Consider the following 20,762-nt stretch of genomic DNA (forward strand, 5'->3'; position numbering starts at 1 on the left):
TGCACTCAAATAGTCAGGCAGCTGGGCTGATCTCCACGTTGTAGCCGAGTTCTTTGAGCTGGCGCACCAGCCGTGCCTTATGGAAATCTGGATCGTTGCGCTCGGCGTAGAAGTCCGCACCCAAGTCGGTGTAGGCGACCTCATCGTGAAGGACGTGCCAGACGATCACCAGGATCGTGTGGGCGATCGCGACGGCAGCCTTCTTCCCGCCCGCTTTGCCGAACCGGCGATGCAGACGCCGAAAGCGTGCGCCCAATCGTGTCTGGGTGCGCGAGACCGCCCACGCTGACTCGACGAGCACGCTGCACAGCTGCGCGTTGCCGTTGCGGGTCGCGGTCTTCTTCCGCTTGCCGGCGGACTCGTTGTTCCCCGGGCACAACCCTGCCCATGAAGCGAGATGGTCGGCGGTCGGGAACCGAGACATGTCCACACCGATCTCGGCGATGATTGTCTGCGCAGCGCGTGTACCGATACCGGGAATCGTCATCAGCAGATCCCTCTGAGCAGCGAACGGGGTAACGGCGGCGTCGATACTGAGCTCCAACCGGCCGATCATCAAGTTCAGGTCGTCGATGTGCGCTAAGTGAAGCCCGGCCAACAGAGCGTGATGCTCGGCGAATCGACCCGCCAAAGCCCTTGTCAAGTCAGGGATTCTCTTTCGCATCAACCCACGCGCCAGGTCGGCCAACGCCGCTGGATTACGCTCTCCGGAAATTAACGCCGCGATCATCGCCCGACCTGAGACACCGAGGGAGTCAGACGCTACGGAGTCCAGCTTGATGCCGCCGTCCTCGAGCACCTTGTGCAGCCGCTGGGTCTCCCTGGTCCGCTCCTCAGTCAACTTCCGCCGGTAACGGGTGAGCTCACGAACCGCAGCGATCTCCGCCGGCGGGATGAAGCTCCCACGCAGCAGCCCCACCTCACATAACTGCGCCAACCACACCGCATCAGTCGCGTCGGTCTTGCGCCCCGGCACATTCTTGACGTGGTGAGCGTTGCACAACAGGATCTCAAACGCGTCGACCTCGGCCAGAGCATGAAACACCGGCCGCCAATACACCCCCGTCGCCTCCATCGCGACATGCGTAACCTGTTCAGCACGAAGCCATTCCGCCATCTCCAGCAACGCTGCGTAGAACGTGGCGAACCGTCGCACCTTCTGCGCACGCGCTTCGCCACCACGCTCGCCTGCGCTGTCCGGGACGCGAACTGCCACCGTGACTTGTCTCTTGTGCACATCGATTCCGGCGACCCTCGAGAACATGATCTCCACGTCAACGCCTCCTTCGCTCATCCTCAAGGCGCGTCACCCGCGGAGCCCGCGAAATAGTCGAAACTCAGACACGCGCTCGTAGCAGCAACCCGGAGTACCTCCCGGTGCGGACTCCAGCGTCACTCTTCAATACGGACTTTGAAGATGCCAATCTGCACCGACGTCAGCGGGTGACGCACCACCAAGTTTCAGCCACCCGAGCGCCCCACCAGGGGCATCACCCTCTTCAATGGAACTCCCCGATGGTGATGGCGATTGGTTGGCGCCTTCACCGTCACCATCGGGGCCCGCAGTTCCTGATCGACACGACGAACACGGGGTGGATACTTTTACCTGGCCAAAAACGGATACCTCGACTTGGCCACCAGTGGGTACTTTTTCATGGCCACGGACACTGATTGAGGACCATAATGTGTTGCGCCAGATCGGATTACCGTTTCGTACTTCGAATTGGTCGCCGAGGTGTTTGAAACCGCCAAGTTTGAACGGGAGCTCGCGAAGTTGGACCGGCGCCTACAGGAACTCTGGCAGATGACCAAGCGGGATCTCACCCGATCGACTTCTTTGAAGAGCCTCGATTTCAAACAATGGAAGAAAGGCGGACGCGACTGGTATTCGGTTCGCGTGACGGGAAATTTCCGCGCCCATCTTCGGTACGACCGCGCCAAATCAGTCTGGTACGCCGAGGAAATCGGAGACCACAAAGCTATGGGTCACGGCTGAAACACTGCCCTGGGCTTTCGAGCGACTCTTCATTTGCACGGGCGACCATTATCGAATCTTAGGAAGGGTCAGTATGCCATCGTCACTGGCTACTGCCTTACCGTCGTTGACGAGATGGTCGATGGCTTCGTTGAGGCGACGCTCGACAATTGCTCCGCTTCGGGTCCAACCGAATACGCGGGCGACGCCCTGGACAACCTCGGGGCGGCTGACCGCACCGACATCTCGGATCGTCAGAATCACAGCGAGGGAGAGCTCGTCTAAATGTACATGCTCGACCCGTCGTGCGGCGCCATTTGCCGGCGCGCGAACCTGTGTGACGTCGCTGCCAGGCAGCATGAGGAAGTTTCCGTCGCGTACGACGTCTGCTCGTTGAATAGCTAGGTCGATGTTGTGTCGGATGTTGGATCCGATACGTCCTATGTTCCACCAATTACGAAGGCGTTCATAAGCAAAATCGAGATGGACTGGTCCCTCGACATTGACGAGCGTCTGAATCGAGTCGACCATGTGGAGGTGGCCGCCCGGCTCACCTGGCTCAACCCACCGCGGAAGCGGGCGTGCTGGGGCGAGTCGATAGTCGCTCGTCCATGTCGGTTCGACGGCGAAACTGGCTTCCTCGATCTCAACATTTGGGCGATCAATCACGGGCGTCTTCTTGCTTCGGTTCTCTAGGGGCGCGTTGATTGCTTCCTCAATGGCAGCCCGCAGACGCGTCTCTTCCGTAGCGCGGTCTCGGTACCACGCCGTGCTCCAAATGCGATGGAGTCGCCAGCCGAGTCCATTGAGGATCTGGTCGCGGAGCCGGTCTCGGTCTCGTGCAGCGGGCGCGGAGTGGTAGTGGTACCCGTCGCACTCGATCCCGATCGCGAACATGCCGGGATAGGCCGGATGGCGCACCCCAATATCGATGCGGAAACCGGCGGCTCCCACCTGTGGCTCGACAACATAGCCCCACGTTCTAATGGCGTTGATCACAGACTCCTCGAAGGGTGAATCGGGTTCAAGCCCGGTCGAGGAGTAGGGGACAGCGAGCGTTTGGGAGCCCTTCTCCGCATAGTCAAGGTAGGCGCGGAAGTACTCGACATTCTCGTTCAACGACGGTGGAATCTGTCCTGCCTGCATGGAAGCGACAACCTCGACGCGTTGCCGTGCACGGGTGATGCCAACGTTGAGGCGTCGCCATCCTTTTTCTTTGTTTAAGGCACCGAAGTTAGCTGATATCTTGCCTGCTTCGTCAGGCCCATATCCAATAGAGAAAATGATGACGTCGCGTTCGTCGCCCTGTACCTGCTCGAGCGCCCGAATGAAGAAGCCATTTAGACGGTCTTCGCTATCGAAGAATCGGTCGAGATCTCGCCTATTGATTCGAGCTTCATCAATCGCATTTTGGACGGCATCTGCTTGAGTGACCGAAAAAGTTACAACCCCAAGAGTCAAGTCAGGGCGCTTCGTGAAGTGCTCGATGACACGCTCGGCGACTTTAGCGGCTTCGATGGGGTTGAATGCTCCCCCGCCGCGACGGTACATACCGTGGGCATGGAAGAACTCGACTCCGACGTCGTCGCCTTCAGCATGAGCGGACGGGAAGGTAACGAGTTTGCCCTCGTAGAATTTGTAGTTAGAAAAGGCGATAAGATCTTCGTGACGGGATCGGTAGTGCCAGCGGAGTCCAAGGTTATTCAAAGCGCCGGAGGCTTTTGCGAGTTCGAGGATAGATTGAAAGTCGTCGACATCCGTTTCCTCGTCGTCGTCATCTTCGATGTGTCGTTCAAAAAAGGAGGTGGGTGGCAACTGTTTGTCGTCGCCAGCGAGAATCAACGCCGTACCTCTGTAGATGCAGTTGATCGCATCACCAGGCGTGACTTGGGACGCTTCGTCGAAGATTACGACGTCGAACTGCATGTCCGGCGGAAGATATTGAGAAACTGCCAGCGGCGACATCATAAACACTGGCTTGATACAGGGCGTGACATTGCGGGTCAGCCCCATGAGTTCGCGAACCGGCCTGTGCCTCTTTTGCTTCGCACCTTCTCGACGAATCACGCCCGGCTCGCCCATGGTCGTATTGATTGGCCGGCGACTGTTGGCGGCGGTGATGATGTCCGCGGTCGCTGCGCTAATCAGGTTGCGATCGAGGTTTCGGTATTCATCAACTAGGGCCTCGCGCTGAGTTGCTAGCACGGGACGGAGCCGCGCATCACCTTGAACGACCGCGTCTGACCAGGCCCGCAGGAGAGCCCGAAGGACTACTTTCGGCACCTCGCGGTCAGTAAGCCGGCGCTCGATGCAAAAGTCGACAGCAGTGTCGAGCCCACGCTTGGCGAGGTCTGCATACGCTTGCTGATATTCAAACCACTCTTGCTGGCCGACGGTGTCGACGCGGAACTCATTCATTAGTTCAACAGCGTCACGATAATCATCGAGTTCTGTCAGCAGCTCAATGTGTCGACTTTGGGCGAATGCCTGGACAACGTGGTCGCGGGATCGGACCCACTTCTCGTAGCTGGGTCCCATCGCATCAACAGGGTTGGAATCTGCTAGTGCCTTTATTTGTCGCGTGGTCAAGGGACCACCAGCGAGACCACGCAGGTCAGTAGACCAAGCAATGGCCTTATCTAGGGCATCGAGGTCGGTGTCGCCAAAATTGAAGTAGTCACCAAGCACAGAGCGCTGGGCCGGTTCGGCAGCTTGCAGGTCTTGTGCGGTTTGCCTCGCTGCACCGGCGAGGACAAGCAATTGATTCGCTTCAGCCAGGGTGTGATTTTGACCGGTGACGCTGCTGACCGCGCGGATCCGGGTTGCGGCGCAGTGCATGGCGTCGATGTGGACTGATAGCCACTCGATCGCATCCTTGATGGCGCCGAGCGCGAGTTCTGGGCGAGCCGCAAGGCTCGGAGCCGGCCTGAGGCCGCGCTTCCACCCGTCGAAGTCAGCACGGGCGGTGTGAGCCACGGCCTGATAGGCGTCATTGGACTCACTGCTAGTCATGTACCTAACCAGTGATCCGGGCACGTTGTTATCGTTCAGGCCTAGGACCGCCTCTGCGACATCGAAAGCCTGCTGTAAAGCCGAGTAGTCCGTATTGCGTCCGAGCCAGTGTGTACCGAGAATGCCGCCGCGCATTGCGGAGAGGTATTCAAAGTTTATTTTGCTTTGGCTCCATGCGATTGCGTCATGTAGGTGGCTGATCCCATCTTTGATTTTGGCTGCTTCTGTGATCAGCCCAGCAACAACCTTCTTATCGGCGCGATAATTTCCAGATAACTTCCTTAAGCCCTTGTGTAAATTCGTGAAGCGGTCATGCAGGTCCTGCAGCGGCGCGCCTAATGCTTCGGGAGTGAATATCGAGGACGCCTTCGCCTCGGCGTCGCTGAGGCCCATGGCGTGCCCTTGGAGGGCCGTCGCAGCTGCACGCGCCTCTGCCAATCCTGCAGGGGTGAACCAGCGTGGGTCTGGGCGGGTGTTCAGTGAACGCAAGTCGATGATCCGGTTCAATCGGTCGACGTCGGCGAAAGTCGAGATCGCCGGCAGCCCGAGACTGAAGCCAAGCGAAGACAATGCGTCGAGACGTTCTTTCAACATGCGCAAGTCGATCTCGAACAGTTCGGCGGTTGGCGTCAGGTCGGAGGCCGACACCGTTTGAAGGTTGATCGGGGAAGGGGACACCGCAATGGGTGCTGGGCTCCGGGGTACCGATGCGGGGTCAGGCAAGTCGGTCCAGGAGACGCCGGCCGCTTGGGCGACTGCTGATTCTGCTTCTTTCAAGCGGGTTATTTGCTGCACCAGCGCGTTACGCGCGGACACCAATTGGGCTGTGGTAGGCGACGTCAGCCATTGATCCATCACGTACGTGGGACGGTTTCGATGCTGCTGAGCGATGAGTGCCAGCAGTTGGGGGGTATCGGAAGGTTTTGTCAGCTCAAACGCATCGACAAGGTCTGAATTGAGGGCAACCGTGCCGCGTAACTCTTCCAGCGCGGATTCGGCATAGTAGAGACGTGCCTCCAGGGACTGCTCGTCCGCAATTTCGCGCCAAAGAAATGACTTACCTTGTGCAGCTGGGCGCCATGCGCGAGCCAGCTTGGAAAGTGTGTCTTGGATATCCAGGTACTCAGCCTCGGTCAGGTTCCTTGGAGGCTCGTCTGGGATCGGAGCGATCGGTTCGTTGATGAGGTTTGCGCATAGCCCAATAACGTGGTGCAGCGTCATGTTCAACGGCTTCCGGACCTCGTTCATCGCGGCCGAATAGTCGTTGAGTTGTTTCCGGCGATCCTGCACACCACGCCTGGCTAATGCCGGCATCGGCATAGGAGGCTTGGGCACGTTGTCAAGAGTCTTGAGCAGTTCAGTCGCCACTTCCTTCCGGCTCGCTTTATGTGAATGCAGCTCAAGCAGATACGAGCCGAGTCCTGCATCAACGAGGCGGTTACGGACGACATCGAGTGCGGCGATCTTTTCTGAAACAAATAGGACCGTCTTGCCGGCGTGCAGCAATACACCAATCATGTTCGCGATAGTTTGTGACTTGCCGGTGCCGGGAGGGCCGTCCATGACGAACGTTCTTCCCGCGAGAGCCGCTGCGACGGCGGCGCGCTGAGACGAATCTGCGTCAAGCACAAGCGGCGTCGATTCGGGGGGTGCAAGCCGGTCGATATCAGTGGGCTCAATCGGGTCGAACTGAAACTCTGGCGACTGTTGCGACGGGTCTGATGTAGCCAGTGCTTGCACAATTGGGTGCTGAAGAATCACTGCTTCGTTATCTTCGAGATCCTTGTACATCGCCTCCTTGGTGAAGGAAAACGTTGCCAGGTAAGTAGCCTCACGAAGGGACCAGCCGGTGAATCCTCTGTGCCTTTCCAGCTTGGCGCGAATCGTCACGAAGATTTGCGATACTGACAGGCCCTCGATGTCGTCAGTTGTAGGCAGTTCGATGCCGAATTCTTTCAGCCGTAGGACAAGTGCCGGATTTAGTACCGGTTCATCGTCGCCTTGCGTGATGCGTGGGACGTCCTTCGGACCCTGAGGGAGCAACTGAACCGGGACGAGCAAGAGCGGGGACACCATTGCTGTGTCGTCAACGTCGCGCCAGTCCAGCATTCCGAAGGCCAAATAGAGCACTGATAGCCCGCGGTCTAGGAACTCTGCGGAACTTTTTCGCATTAAGTTCCGGATAACCGGGCCCACCTCGCTGTTGGGCCGCGGCGAGTGAAAATAATCGCCGCGGAATGACGCTATGCCATCGCGTTCATCAGGGTCCGCGTCGCCCCGGAAAGCTTGTGGCTTACCCGAGCGTATGCGCGTCAGCACCTCGTCTGGTGTCGGGTCATCAATAAGAAGAGAAGACATCTTCGGGGCACGAAATCTGATGAGTGAGCTTTGCCTTGTTAGGCCCACCAGCCCATCACGCCACTTCTTGAGGGCTGCCTGAATCTCGCGTTGCTGAACCATTCTATTTCTCGGATGATCCTTTGAGGCGCACGCTTGACTCCTCGATCTTGGGCATTTGTGGATTTAGCTCGCACCTAACGTTCGAGCCGCAAGAAATCGCGGAAGGAACCCAACCACACGCACCGCGCGCAGTCCCTTGGGCATCGCCCTGTGCTCGTCGTTCGTTGCAGTATTCCACTCGTAACAGGCTATTCAACTTCGAGACGCTCAAGCAACGGCGCGGACCCGTACGTCCGATCTTGGCGTCATAAGCAAGCTGCGATCGTAGGCCCGATTGCGGCTGAAGCAGACCGGACGCAGCTGGCGTCATGCCCTCGGTTCTCCACACCCCCAGGCTAGAGCCGCCACGTTTTTCGGTGGCCGGCACGCACGCGGGAGAAGTGCTGAGATGCCCGTCATGAGAAACCATGGAATTGGATGTCACTGGTGCATGCCACACGGCTCATACCCGAACTGGTCAAGTCGGCGACGTGCAACTTCAATCTCATTCTCGCTGAACAATTCTGAGAAAGTCGGGTCAACGACTAGCGCTTCAACAGTGAGGTCGAGTCGCCCGCGCTCCCATAGTTGCGCGAACCCATCGGAGACCGCGGGGGATGCCAGAAGCTTATGCGCCGTTTCTTGAGGGCCATACTGAGACAGCATGCTCAAGAAGTAAGTGGCGTTGTATCCCGCTTCCGACCGACCGCGTTCATATATGGCCTTCATCCGCTCGCTGAACTGAGTCTCAGCGGGGCTCGCCTTCGGCTCGGTGGTGACGGCGACGACCGGAGGCGCTTCACCAGCGGCGGCCACGCTCTCATTGTCTACGAAACCCAGCAGCGCATCCACGGAGGTGAATACTTGGTACCCAAGTTCCTCCAGCCGAGGTAGATCGGCATCATCGGGATCCAATTCTAGGACCACAGGCGAACCAATGCCCTGTTGGAGGCCTTCGGGCCAAAACGCTTCTGCCACTGCAAGTTCGGTTCCACTCACAGGATCAGGGATTTCGGCATCGACAACTGGACTTGCAAATCCACGGCTCGCCAGTTCGGCGATCAGTGCACGAACCTGCTCGCCGCGAGGGTCGTCGACGACTTCGTCGACTACCTGGAGTCGCTCTAGCGTCACGTTGTCATGTGGGGCCTTGGGACTGCGAAGACTTTCGAGGAACGACTGCGCGGATGCAGCGAGCAGTTCACGGCGCGCTGCCAAGAAATCTGCGTAGCGCTCCACTCGCCACAATTCTGGATCGGTCGGAATCCATTGAGATTCAAGGATACCGGGGTGCTTAGCCTCCACCTCCGGCAAGTACTCTGCCGGCGCGCGCATCCCTATCTTGATGTTGGTGTCCTGCGTCAGGAAACAGAAGTTGGCGATCGCATTGATCTCGTTGCGGTCCAACCCATGCTTGCGCAGCAGCGCCTTCGGGAAGATGTGGTGCATGAATCGCCCTGGAAATCCCGGAGGCTCCTGACCTTGGAAACGAGGATGCAGGTATGCCGAAGGAACAGTCGTCTGGGAAGCCCACGGCGCGTCGCTATAGCCCGGAGGAAAAGGCCGCTGCGGTGCGGATGGTCCGAGCCCTGCGCGCCGAGTTGGGCACCGAGCAGGGCACGGTGTCGCGGGTGGCTCGCCAGTTGGGGTACGGCGTGGAGTCGGTGCGTTCCTGGGTGCGCCAAGCCGACATCGACGACGAGTACGCTCCCGGGGTGTCCAGCGCGGAGTCTGCCCGGATCAAGGAGCTGGAACAAGAGAACCGAGAACTCAAGCGCGCCAACGAAATTCTGAAGCGAGCGGCGAGTTTCTTCGGGGCGGAGCTCGACCGCCAACACAAGAAATAGTGGACTTCATCGACGCCCACCGCGAGGAGTTCGGGGTCGAGCCCATCTGCACCGTCCTGCGATCTGCAGGGGTGTCGATGGCCCCGAGCACTTACTACGACACCAAGACCCGTGCCCCGTCAGCGCGCGCCCAACGCGACGCAGAGCTTGGGCCGGTCCTGGTAGGACTCTGGGAGGACAACTACCGGGTATACGGGGCCCGCAAGCTGTGGAAAACGGCACGTCGGGCCGGCCACGACGTCGGCCGGGATCAGGTCGCACGGCTGATGCGTACCGCCGGCATCGCAGGGGCGCGGCGCGGCAAACGCGTACGCACCACCACGCCGGATCCCGCCGCGGCGCGACACCCCGATCTGGTAGGGCGGAAGTTCACTGCGACCGCGCCGAATCAGCTCTGGGTGACGGATCTGACGTTCGTGCCGACCTGGGCTGGGGTGGCCTACGTCTGCTTTATCATCGATGCCTTCAGCAGGATAATCGTCGGCTGGCGAGTCGCCACGCACATGCGCACCACGATGGTGCTCGATGCGCTGGAGATGGCGCGTTGGTCACGCGGAAACCTGTTGGCGGGCTTGACATGTCACTCCGATGCAGGATCGCAGTTCACGTCCATCCGCTACGGCGAGCGGCTCGCCGAGATTGGTGCGGTCCCCTCGATCGGGTCGATCGGGGACAGCTTCGATAACGCTCTGGCGGAGACGGTGAACGGCTACTACAAGGCCGAGCTGATCTACGGGCCCGCCCGCAGCGCGCCGTGGAGGACCGTCGAGGACGTCGAGCTGGCCACCCTGGGCTGGGTCTACTGGCACAACACCAGCCGCCTCCACGGCTACCTCAACGACATTCCACCGGTCGAGTTCGAAGCCGCGTTCTACGATGCACAACGGACCGACCAACCACTGATCGGAATCCAATAGCCCGAGTCTCCGGCAGAACCAGGGCGATTCATGCACCTGCAACGACGTCAGTTTGCCAAGGAGTTCGGCACGCAACTCGAGGCCACTCCCAAAATCGCGTGCTCCGTCGACCCGAGTCAGTAAGTACAACAGGGGATAGAAACGTGAGCCACGGGTGGCTCCGCCGAAGTCGTCGGGGCTCACAGTCAGATGACCGCCACGAACTCGCTCCAGGGTGGCAATAAGCGCGTCGACTCCACCACGCTCGGCGGCGTCGTAGTCCTGCTGCAGATACGTCTCCGTTGAGCCGCTGAACCTGCCCCACAACGCCGAGTGGACGTACCAGTAGAGCACCTTGTCGCGGTGGACGCTGTCGCTGAACCCTCCGCTATTCAGGTGAAGAAGGCGCGTGATGACCGGCGTGGCGTACCGGCCCATAAGCACTCGGTCGTGATCCAGGCCGAGCCGACCGGATGCAGCGTCAAGAAAGGTTCCGATGTGATTCACAGATTTCGCGAGTGCCGCCTCGAAGTCGACAGCGGACACCTCACTCAGGGAGGAGAACAACGCCCTCCCGGTCGCGACCGCGGTCGCGTTCCGCAGCAGCCAGTCAAGTGAGAACCGAAAGCCAGCCTTTTTCCAACGATCTAAGCTGTCGCGCAGCTCTTTTCGCGCTTCAGGCCACTCGGCACACAGCTTCGCCAACGCAAGGTCGCCTTTAGACAGTTTGGTGCCGCCCGAGTTGACTTTGTTGAAGATGTCGACGACCTCATCAACCGTCTTGCCTGCACCGGTGATCTTCTCGGAGTTGAAGTTGCGGTTCTCGATCTCCTTGATGCGGTTGAGACGCCCCAAGTACGTATTGAGCAAATCACGTTCGACGTTCGGGAATGCCGACAGGTATTCGAACGGGCCTTTATGGAATAGCTCCGTGACGTTCACCCACGTCGGATCGCCCGCCATCTTTGTCGGAGCATGAAATTCGAACGACTCGGCCTCGACGTTGAAGTACAGCCCGGTAAAAGCACTTTTGTCGCCCTCGAAAAACGGAGGAGGGGTACCGCGGACCACCCCGTACATCGAGGTCACTCTCTGCTGACCATCCAGCAGGAGCTGTCTGGTGCCGCTACCGCCGGACGCGCCGCGGACGGTGATGTCCTCCGATGTGGTCTCCCACATCAGCAGCCCGCCGACCGGGTATCCGCGGTACAACGATCGCATCAAGCCGCGAACCTGGTCACGATTCCAGACATAGCCGCGCTGAAACTCCGGGAGAAGTACAACGCCGGAATCGATTTCGTCGAGTAGCGTAGAAAGTCGGGTCACTGAGAAACCTCCTATTACGTCTTGTCTAGGGCGGTCAAGAAGGGGCTGCGTGGGCCATGCCAGCTGACCCGCAGTTGTTCGCGGGCGCGAGTGCAGGCCACGAAGAGTAGACAGCGTTCGCGCTCTAGGTCTTGCTGGTGCGTCTGCTTGTCGTCCTGGATTGGAGTGACGGCGTTGGTGGCGGGCACCAGCTTGGCGCCAACACCGGCGACGCACATGCAGCGGAATTCCAGACCCTTCATGCGGTGCATCGTGCCGACGCGTACCGCATCGTCGTCGTCCGATGCCTTCGCGAGGTCGACGCTGTCAATCCCCGCCTGCTTGAGGGCTCGCTCGATCTTCGAAGTCAACCACTTGGCGCGAACAGCGATTCCAATCTCCGATGGGGTGATCCCGCTGTCAATCCAGTCCTTTGCAGTCGCAGCGATGAACTTTGCCTCCGCCTCCGCGGTTTCGTGCCCGCTAAGAGTCGGTGACTGCCCATGCACGTACGACTTGCAGCCGGCGATGGAGTCCAGGCCGCCTTCCATATCGTCGATCGGTTCGCCTCGCAGCAAACCCAGGCTCCAGCCGAGTATTTCAGCGGTGGTGCGGTAGTTGATATTCAGCCGCGACGATCGGCCCGCGATGTTGATCCCGACCTCGCGTAGGCTGACTCGATTGTCGTAGATGCGCTGGTGCGTGTCACCAGCGATGAAGATATCGTCGGGTGCCGCTGCGACCGCCGCGCGAAGTAGCCGCCACTGGTCAGGGCTGAGATCCTGGGCTTCGTCAATGATGATGTGGCGGAACGGCTTATCGGACAACTTCTCCAGCAGGCCAGTCGCCTCGCGCCGGATGGTTTCGTGGGTCCACGTACCCTGCCGGTTGAGGGTCTGCTCGAATTCCCAGATCGCCTGCCAAACTTGGGCGCGCTGAGCCGCTCCAAGGGCTCGACCGCGTCCGGTGCGTTTCGCGGCAAGGTATGCGTCGGCGGTGCTGATGCGACGGGCCAGTACGACCTGCCGCCACTCCTCGGACAGGAAGGTTGGCGTGAAGGTGAGTTGAAGCTCATCGATCAGTCCGGCCCACAACGCCTTTTCATCTTCAAAGCCGAGCATGTGGGGTGCGCCATGGGTCTTGCGAAAGATGCGGTGCGCGACCCGATCGACATGCGTTATCTCGATGCGGCTTTCGATCTTCTCGTCGTCGACGAGCATGTCGAGGGCGGACTGCAGCGTCTCGGAAAGCGTTGAGGTGAAGGTAGTGACAAGCACTTTGCCCTCACCGCGTTGAGCGAGCGTGCGTGCCCGATGAAGTGCGACCACTGTCTTGCCGGTGCCGGGTCCGCCCGTGACGCGGGCGGGCCCCTTATAGCCGGCGTCGACGACGGTGCGCTGGGTCGGGTGAAGATACACGCGCCAGCTGGCGAAGGGGTAGGCGAAGACGTCCATGAGTTCGTCGGGTCCGCTGACGAGTACAACGCGGTCGCTGCTCCGCAAGATCGCAGCATCGATATCTTCTGTGTCAACGGGTTCGCTCAGAATCTGTGCGCCGAGGTCCGCCCACACTTCCTCGGGCGTAAATCCTGCAGCGAGACCGAACAGCACGTCCCATTGAGTCTCGGGCAAGAAGGATTTGGCCGCGTCTAGCTGTGCGGCGTCAGTGACGGTTCGCGCGAACGCGAGAACCTTCTCGTCGATTCCGAGCTTCGACAGTTCTCCGTCGCTGATGTTGCCGAAGATCGGGGCGCCGGAGCTCTTCGCGGCCGCTGCCATCTCGGGGATCTGGCGGTCGAGTTCGGCTTCGTCGCGGATTTCGATGCCACCGGTCGCCGAGTTGACCGAGACGTTGCTGCGTTGTGCCCATGCATAGGCGTCGTCGTGAGGTAACACCTTCAGCAGGGTGTAGACATCACCAGCGTTGGGGGCGAGGATGATTCCGCGCCAGGACTGATCGATGCGTATGGAGCGGAACCGTGGGTTTCGGGCGTTGGCGATCTTTTCCAGGTGTAGCCCCGTGTGCGTGGCGGCGTCGAATTCGTCGAAGACCTCGGTTACGCGATTGTAGACGGGCTTCTCCAGCTTGCCCAGGTCTTTGAGGAATCCCTTGTCAATAGCGAGTGGCATTGTTCTTCCGTTGCTTAATTATTCGGAGTGACGGGGCCCGTGCCCGGCGGGCGGATCTGCGAGTGATTTCCAGCCCTTGCCGCCGTTGGCGATGGCTTCGGCCATGCGGTCGTAAGCCTCCAGAACGAGGCGCTTGGTTCGGTACTCGCCCAAGTCGCGCTCCTCGTACTTGCGGGTTACGGGGAATGAGTCGAGGACATGTGCGGCTTCGTCACGGTTAACGCCGTAAATGTGGAAAAACGCGGCATCCAAGTCGCCACGGAGTAGGGCCCGACGTGCTGGGTCCCATCGGAATGGTGGCCCCGCGTCCCCGAGCGCTTGGGCATAGGGCAGAAGCCGGTCTGATGTGTATTGAAGCTCGACGACGTACGGGGTAAGCCATCGAGCGATTGACACCGAGTGCCGCCACGGGGCCGCTGCCTCAAAGCGTTCAGGGGCCGGGCATGCGATCTGCTTCACTATGAAGTACTGCATGTTGCTGCCTGCGAACTTTTGCCGGACCACGTAATCGAATATCAGAGACGTTGCGATTGCCCCAAGCATCGGGCCATTCGTGGGCGCTTCCGGCAGCGATAACAGACATGTGTCACCAGCAGCGGCACGCGGGAAGACGAACGGGACGAAGGTCCGTTCATTTCCGGCGCTTGAAATTTTGCGCCAGCCCATCAACCAATCGCATTCCCACTTGTTCTCTATCTTGGCGTTGACTTCTTTGCGATCAACCCAGTACCTTGCCAGAGGTTCAAGCTTGGGATCACCATGCTGTTCATCGGTAAACCTAGGAAGCGCACCAACATTCAACTGCGCCTGTGTCGCTCCCCGATATGTCGAAAACCGATGATCGAAGTGGCTGAGCATCTTCGCTTCGTAGAGTGGCACGTACTCTTTGTTGCCCCGTTTGTAGGACCAGCCATTGAACTTCGCGTCGGCCAGGTCGGCCGGTGTATGGAACAGGCCAGAGTCATTGGCCATATCGAACAGCCGCGCGAACGACAGTCCCCACGGATTGCCGTCGGGATCATCGTCACGGATGAGCACAGGATGGCGTGAGTAGATGCCGAGGGTGATGTCAGCATCCTTGCGGCTGCGGAACATCGGCAGCGTACCGGTGTTGGGGTTAAGCGCAAGAACTTCTTCGGCTGCCAATTGAAATCGCTTTTCTGGCACATCGGAGACGTGGCGGTTCAGGAAGGCGAATTTGGTGCGCTGCACCGTGCGCTGGCTCCCGGTCATCGCCGTGACCGCGAACCGGACGCGATGGTCGACGTCGTGAAAGATCTTGGCTTCGTTCTCGAAGTCGTAAAAGGCATAGAGACGATGACTGCTTAATGTGTCGGCGAAGAATGGCGCGGTCGTCTTGTCAGTGGCCAGCCCAGTTGGGGTGATGATCCCCGCCGAACCCCCATCATTCGTCACGGTGCGCATGGTTTCGGCGAACACGCTGTAGGTATTGACGTCACCTTGCCCGGTGAAGGGATAGCGGCCGCTCTTCAGAAGCAGGTGTGCGGTGCCGTCGGACTGGCGGAGCGCCGCGAGGTACGCCGCATGGAGGTCGGGATCGCTGTCGGCGAGCCTATCGATAATTCGTTTGCGAATCGCCGCAGTGGACGCGCCTTCAATGTCGACTCGGCCGGCATTGCCGAAAAACTCCTTATCCTGAATCTTCACACGCTCCCACGGCGGGTTGCCGACTACACAGGAGAAACCGCCTTTCCAACCTGTTGGGGTGTCGGCACTGCCGTCGTCGGGGACGGTGAAGATTCCCGGAAACTCCAAGTGCCAGTGGAAGAACCGATACTGTCGGGCCAAGGTGTTGACCCGAGTCACAATCGAGTCGGTCACCGACTCCGGCGTTTCAGACAGTGCGCGGACAGTCGAATGAGTTATGCCCTGGCCCGAGCTGATCGCCCCAGTCTTGGGTTGCACGAACGCCGCACACCACGCATCGGCCACCAATTTGCGAGCCACCAACTCGGGATCGGCCTCCAGACGCCGCCACGCGTCCGCGCGGGCCCGCAAGGCGGCCACCGTGCCGACTGCCCCGCTGTCAGCTTCTCGCGCGGCCTTGGTGAACTGGCTGGTTTCAACGTTTAGGGTTTCGGAGCCAAAGTTAAGCGTCAGCTGATCCTGGTCGGCTTGGCGTTCGGACTTGTTGCGTGCCTTGAGCTTCGACGTCCAGGTCTTGTCGTCGTCACCCAGCGGCACAAACGCCGCGTCGGGGATGTTGTGGCGCAACAACTCTGGGGTGGTCCCGAGCAGTGCGTTGCCGACACGGAAATGCGCGTCGAGGAAAGGAAAGGGGCGGTCTGCGTCGAAAGCCTCCAGCCACAGCGCGACCTTGGTGATCTCGATTGCAAGGTCGTTGAGGTCCACGCCGTAGACGCAGCGTTCAATGACATCGGCGGTTGCTGTCCGCAGCGCCGCAGGAGTGGGTTCGGTTTCCCCGGTGCGTCCTGTGGCCAGCGCGGATGCGATCCGCCGTGCAGCTGCAACGACGAAATGTCCGCTGCCGCAGGCTGGATCAACGACTGTCAGTGCCAGCAGTGCTTGTTCGGGGGTAGACGAGCGGACGGCTTCGTCGATCAACGGGTCGAGGGCTTCGTCGAGCACGAGCGCGATGAGGTCAGACGGCGTGTAGTAGGAGCCGGACTTCTTGCGCTCGTTGCCGGTGGACACGGCAAGGGTGAAAGCTCGTTCATCGGCGTGGTAGCGGGGGGTGTAAGCCAAAAGGCCCTCGTACATGCCGCCGAGTTCTTCACTGTCGAGGTTGCGGTAATCGACGGGCCGCGGCAGCCCGGTCACCGGGTCATCGATCTGGGACAACGCTCGCACCGCGGCAAGCAATGCCCGGTTCGGCAGTTTCGCGCCATCGAGAATACTCAACGCGTCACGTGAAAAAAGGCTTGCACCAAGGCCACTCAGTCCGAGTGGCGTCAGTCCGTCACCGGCGAGAGCGTCGGTGACGATCTGGTGGGCCTCCCACAGGTCGATGTGCCAGCCGCCGATCGGCTCGGCGGCCAGTCGCCGGAGCCGTGCTGTAGAGAAGTAGTCCGCATAGAGAGTGCGCGCGCTGGCGGGGACGTCAGAGCGGTGGAGTAGATCGCGGTCCTCGACCACGAATAGCACGATGAGCCTGTAGGCAATGCGCAACAGCGCGCGTTGCAGGTCGCGATCGGCGTCGGTGGCGGCAGCCAACGTCTCGCGCAGCGCAGAATTGGACGGGTGCGAAACGAAGCCGGTGCCTAATTCCTGCAGGGCGGCCGCGACGCCGTGCTGCAGATTCAATAGGGCGCGGGCGCCGTCGTCGATGGCCGTGGTGCGCCAGCGTTCTAGCCAAGAGTTGTCGAGTTTGGGTTCGGCCTTTTCGAGCTCGGCGTCCTCTTCAGAATCTTCACTGCCTGCAAGAGCTTTGGCGGCTTTGTCGTCGAGGCGCGGTGCGAAACGGCTTGCATGGATGGTCAAGAACAGGATGCGGAAGTCGGCGTAGAGCTGGTCGGTGAACATGGCGTCGAGGTCGAACTCGACGAAAGATTGGCGGGTCAGGCTGGAGGCGTCGCGCAGCAGCCTTAACCGATGACCGTTGGACAGAATCGCCCATAGCGCGTGGTCTTCGCGGTTGAGGTAGTCCTGCACCATGGCTTGCGGGGCCCGGGCGGTAATCGACGGCGTTTTGGTGTCAAGGTCGATGCCGGCGCCAACGAGATGCAGTGGTACCCACGCCGCGGCGTTCGCGGCGTCAGGCCAGGCGACACGGTGCGAGATTGGGAAGTGCGGTGCCTCCGTCTCACCGAGCCCTGGCGGCACGACCAGGCCGCCGCTAACGACATCGGGCCGGCCCCAACCCAATTCGTACAGGAGCGGCAGCAGCCACTTGTCCCGGGTGAGTTTGGTGGCGGCGTCGCCCTCCGGTAGCCGTTCCAGGGCGGTACACCAGGCCCGGTGGGCGGCGAGCATGGCTTCCCATGCGCGGGCGATGGCTCCGTTGACGGCCATCCCGGGTGGAAGTTGATATGCCTCCGCGGTCTGGCCGGGCATCCGCAATTCGTTCGCGCGCGGGATGGCTTCGGCTGGTAGTGCGGTGCCAACGGTGCGGACGGCGCGGAAGACCGTGAGCGCGCTCATCGACCACCGGCTTCGGGTAGAAACACGTAGAGGCCGAGGACGTCTGCGGGCGGTAGAAACCGGACGGTGGGTGTGCGGCCGGCGGCCTTGGAGGCGCTGCGCACCGACTGGTGTTGGGAAACAAGGTCTTTCGCCGCGTCCTTACCTGCGGTGGTGAGGTGTTTGGCGAGTACGGGCAGCCGGCCCAGAGCGCGACCCAACTGCACTCGGGCCAGCGCGTCGTCAACGTTGCTCGACGGAGTCAGCGGCAGGAGCGCGTTCACTTCAGACTGGGGCAACCAGGTCAGGTCGTCACCGGTAGCTGTGAACGCTAGGAAGGTGGCATCCTCGGCGACTTGGGTAACGGTGGTGGCCGAGCCGGGAATGCTTATTTCCAGCCGGTGTCGCACCATGACCAGCGTGGTGACCTTGCTAACCGCGCGGGTGCGCATGACCCCTGCGCGGCGCGCGGGCCGGGCTGCTGGATCGAGCCGGGAGTCGAGTGCGGCGTCGAGAACATAACGCGAGAGTGCGTCGACTGTGGGGTCGGTGCGGGTGAGCACGTTGTGACGTGCGGGCACAGGCAGGGAGCGGTGAAAGTGTAGACGGCCCTTGGTCGGTGGTAGCTGGTCGCGCACCGCGGCGGGCAAGGTGTCGACATTCGCGGTGAACCCGACTTCGGTGTCGCTGATGGCGGCACCCATGAGCGATAGAGCTGTGCGCGTGAAGGTTTCGACGTCGGCCGGACCACCCAGGGCGCGCCGCACCTCGTTCAGGGCTTGTTCGACAGTGTCCGGTTTAAGCCCGGCTTGGCGGAACCGCGAGCGGGAGGCCTTTTCCCGTTCGGCTGCGTTGGTCCACTCGATCTCGACCTTTTCGGCGAGTGATTTTGAGGTGGCCTCGGCGAAGTCAAGGGTCAGCTGCTCGGCCTCTTTGCCGCGCAGCAAGAGCGATTCCCAAATCGCCTTCATGACCGTGGTGGAATCGACTGGGATCGGCACCGAGACGCCGATGCTGCGCTTGATGTGCTCGTGACGGCGGATGAGGACCTGCAGGACGATACCGTCGATGCCGTTGTCCTCGCCGTAGTAGGTCACGGTGCGCACGGTGGGGGCTTGCTGGCCAAAGCGGTCGACGCGGCCTTCGCGTTGCTCGTGGCGTGTGGGGTTCCAGGCGAGGTCATAGTGGACGACTGCGGTGAAGCCGTCCTGCAGGTTGATGCCTTCGGAGAGGCAGTCGGTAGCGATGAGTAGCCGGGGCCCGTCGTGGGTGCTTAGGGCGGAGACGCGAATTTCGCGCTCTTCAGGTGGAAGTGTCCCGGTCACGGCGTCGATCTTGAGATTCTTGACCTTCGACAGCGCAGCGCCAAGGTGCTCGGCCAAGTATTCGGCGGTGGGGATGTAGCGACAGAAGATAATGGGGTGGTAGCCCCCTTCTAGCAGCTCTTTCATTAACGGGACGAGGCGTTTGAGCTTTGCGTCGGAGCGCGGTCCCTTGAGCGCTGCGGCCGCAGATGCTAGTTCCCGGAGGCGTTTTCGAGCGGCGGAGTTCGGCATGTCGGTGTCGCCGGTGTCGGCGCCGACGGTGACGTCTTCGGCCTCGAGCGTGTCGTCTAGGTCGGTGTCGAGAACGCGGGGCTCGGCGTAGGCGTCGACTTCGCTTTCATCCTCCGAGGCGGCGACCGCGGAACGGTTGAGGAGGGTTTGTTCGGCGGCGGCTGGGCTGGAGGCGAGGCAACGCAACAGCGCGATGGCCGACCACCACCGGACGCGCTGCCGTACCGCGCTCAGCTTGGGGTCGGCGACCTGTTCGCGGACGTAGTCCATAATGTCGTCGAACAGTTGGCGGTATGCGGTGGTGAGCTTGTATGCGGTTTCTGTGGTTTCGCGCTCTGGGAATGGCGTGTCCTCGTCGAGATACTCGCGGATGTCGGCGCGTTGCCGCTGGACCATGAATCTGGCGAGCAGCTTGCGGTCGTCTTCACGGTCGCGGCCGGAAAGGTCGGCCGGCAGGCTTCCGAGCCGGTGGTCAAGCAGGCCGATGAGCGATTGCCACGCGGTGTCGTCGCCGCTGTGAGGGGTCGCAGTGAGCAGGACCAGGTGCCGAGCGGGGTTGTCGGCCAGCTTGCGGAGGAGTGCATACCGCAGGTGCGCCTGGGAGGACTTACCAACTCCGGCGGGTGCCACGCAAGTGTGGGCTTCGTCAACGATCACCAATTGCGGGCAGTGCAGAGCGAATTCGTCGCGGCGTGTCTTCTGTTTGATGAAATCGGTGGAGATCACCAAATACGGATGGTGCTGGTAGACGTTGGAGCCGAACGGCACCGTGCGCATTAATCGGTTGACGGTCGAGGGCAGAAGGAGTTGTGCTTCGATGCCGAACTTATGTCGAAGCTCGCTCTGCCATTGAGGTGCCAACTGGGGTGAGCAGAGAACGGCCAAACGCTGGGTCTCGCCGGTCGCGAGCAGTTCGGCGGCGATGAGTCCGCCTTCCACTGTCTTTCCGACCCCGACGCCGTCCGCGATCAGCAGTCGGGTGACGTCTTGGTTGGCCGACATCATCAGCGGAACCAGTTGGTAGTTACGGGGTGTGACGGCTAGTCGGGCGAACGACCGGAAGGGGCCGCCGCTAGCACGAAAAGACAGTCTGAGCGCGTCGCGGAGGAGGCGGGCTCTGGTGGCGTCCCCGCGGTCTTCGACGGTCGGTGGATCGAAGGTGGCGGCGGCGAAATCGTCGACATGTGGAAGGAGCACGGTGGTTTCATGCTCGTGGCCTCCCAAGGGACGAACTAGTAGCGTGCCTTCGGGTGAGCCTGGCAGAACAAGCCAGTCTCGTCCGCGGGCGTTGACTAGCGTTCCGGCGGGATAGTCGAGCGTAGTCATGCGGTCGCCTTACTTTGGCCGAAGACGCTTGGGTTCTGAGCGATAGTCTTGAGCCAACCGCCGTCGCCATCCTGATAGTTGAAGCGCAGCACCAGCCAGGCAGCCTCGGGGTCTGCTGCACGAATAGGTGACATCTGAGTTGGCTTGCCCAGCATGGGCGGGCTGGAAGGATGTCC

General features: G+C 60.8%; 9 protein-coding genes, 1 pseudogene and 1 other annotated feature. Of the genes and pseudogenes, 2 read left to right on the plus strand and 8 right to left on the minus strand.

The features are described from left to right. Positions 1-13: 13 nt before the first annotated feature. Entirely contained in the window at positions 14-1,264 is a 1,251-nt protein-coding gene (locus tag QXH22_RS17975; protein WP_306276911.1) for an IS110 family transposase, read from the minus strand. Positions 1,265-1,723: 459 nt separating this feature from the next. Here QXH22_RS17975 and QXH22_RS17980 point away from each other — a divergent pair, with 459 nt between their 5' ends. Then, positions 1,724-1,996, plus strand: coding sequence for a hypothetical protein (locus tag QXH22_RS17980; protein ID WP_306276523.1), 273 nt, complete (start codon positions 1,724-1,726; stop codon positions 1,994-1,996). Positions 1,997-2,044: 48 nt separating this feature from the next. Here the strand turns inward: QXH22_RS17980 and QXH22_RS17985 are convergent, their stop codons facing one another. Both QXH22_RS17985 and QXH22_RS17990 read right to left on the minus strand, forming a co-directional pair. Then, a complete protein-coding gene (locus tag QXH22_RS17985; RefSeq protein ID WP_306276524.1) occupies positions 2,045-7,447 on the minus strand; it encodes a DUF3320 domain-containing protein in 5,403 nt (1,800 codons plus the stop codon). A 420-nt stretch (positions 7,448-7,867) separates the two neighbouring features. After that, positions 7,868-8,875, minus strand: a complete 1,008-nt coding sequence (locus tag QXH22_RS17990; RefSeq protein WP_306276525.1) for a hypothetical protein — start codon at positions 8,873-8,875, stop codon at positions 7,868-7,870. 53 nt (positions 8,876-8,928) lie between these two features. Between QXH22_RS17990 and QXH22_RS17995 the strand changes: the two genes are divergently transcribed. Then, positions 8,929-10,190, plus strand: a protein-coding gene (locus QXH22_RS17995) for an IS3 family transposase (protein ID WP_142283916.1) whose coding sequence is annotated in 2 segments (ribosomal slippage) — positions 8,929-9,232 and positions 9,232-10,190 — 1,263 coding nt in all. Because the reading frame shifts where the segments join, the coding sequence is not laid out codon by codon here. Next, positions 9,228-9,359: a sequence feature (AL1L pseudoknot), on the plus strand. (Overlaps the previous gene by 132 nt.) Positions 10,191-10,874: 684 nt before the next feature. Here QXH22_RS17995 and QXH22_RS18000 read toward each other — a convergent pair. From QXH22_RS18000 to QXH22_RS18020, 5 genes and pseudogenes are all read right to left on the minus strand, one after another. Then, a pseudogene (locus QXH22_RS18000) lies at positions 10,875-11,495 on the minus strand (DUF262 domain-containing protein); the annotation flags it as partial. Between the two features lie 14 nt (positions 11,496-11,509). Further along, a complete protein-coding gene (locus tag QXH22_RS18005; RefSeq protein WP_306276526.1) occupies positions 11,510-13,603 on the minus strand; it encodes a UvrD-helicase domain-containing protein in 2,094 nt (697 codons plus the stop codon). Between the two features lie 18 nt (positions 13,604-13,621). After that, entirely contained in the window at positions 13,622-17,725 is a 4,104-nt protein-coding gene (locus QXH22_RS18010) for an Eco57I restriction-modification methylase domain-containing protein (protein ID WP_306276527.1), read from the minus strand. Beyond that, positions 17,722-20,586: a helicase-related protein gene (locus QXH22_RS18015; RefSeq protein WP_306276528.1), complete on the minus strand. Its 2,865-nt coding sequence runs from the start codon at positions 20,584-20,586 to the stop codon at positions 17,722-17,724. Before QXH22_RS18015 ends, QXH22_RS18010 begins: the two co-directional genes overlap by 4 nt. After that, complete coding sequence (locus tag QXH22_RS18020) at positions 20,583-20,741, minus strand: hypothetical protein (RefSeq protein WP_306276529.1); 159 nt, start codon at positions 20,739-20,741, stop codon at positions 20,583-20,585. The genes QXH22_RS18015 and QXH22_RS18020 overlap by 4 nt, the downstream gene beginning before the upstream one ends. Positions 20,742-20,762: the final 21 nt, after the last annotated feature.

Source organism: Mycobacterium sp. TY814 (assembly GCF_030755175.1).
Classification (GTDB): domain Bacteria; phylum Actinomycetota; class Actinomycetes; order Mycobacteriales; family Mycobacteriaceae; genus Mycobacterium.

Coding starts and splice junctions, on each gene's coding strand:
- QXH22_RS18015 (WP_306276528.1), bottom strand. CDS start 20,586: ATGACTACGCTCGACTATCCCGCCGGAACGCTAGTCAACGCCCGCGGA.
- QXH22_RS17990 (WP_306276525.1), bottom strand. CDS start 8,875: ATGCACCACATCTTCCCGAAGGCGCTGCTGCGCAAGCATGGGTTGGAC.
- QXH22_RS18010 (WP_306276527.1), bottom strand. CDS start 17,725: ATGAGCGCGCTCACGGTCTTCCGCGCCGTCCGCACCGTTGGCACCGCA.
- QXH22_RS18005 (WP_306276526.1), bottom strand. CDS start 13,603: ATGCCACTCGCTATTGACAAGGGATTCCTCAAAGACCTGGGCAAGCTG.
- QXH22_RS17985 (WP_306276524.1), bottom strand. CDS start 7,447: ATGGTTCAGCAACGCGAGATTCAGGCAGCCCTCAAGAAGTGGCGTGAT.
- QXH22_RS18020 (WP_306276529.1), bottom strand. CDS start 20,741: ATGCTGGGCAAGCCAACTCAGATGTCACCTATTCGTGCAGCAGACCCC.
- QXH22_RS17975 (WP_306276911.1), bottom strand. CDS start 1,264: ATGTTCTCGAGGGTCGCCGGAATCGATGTGCACAAGAGACAAGTCACG.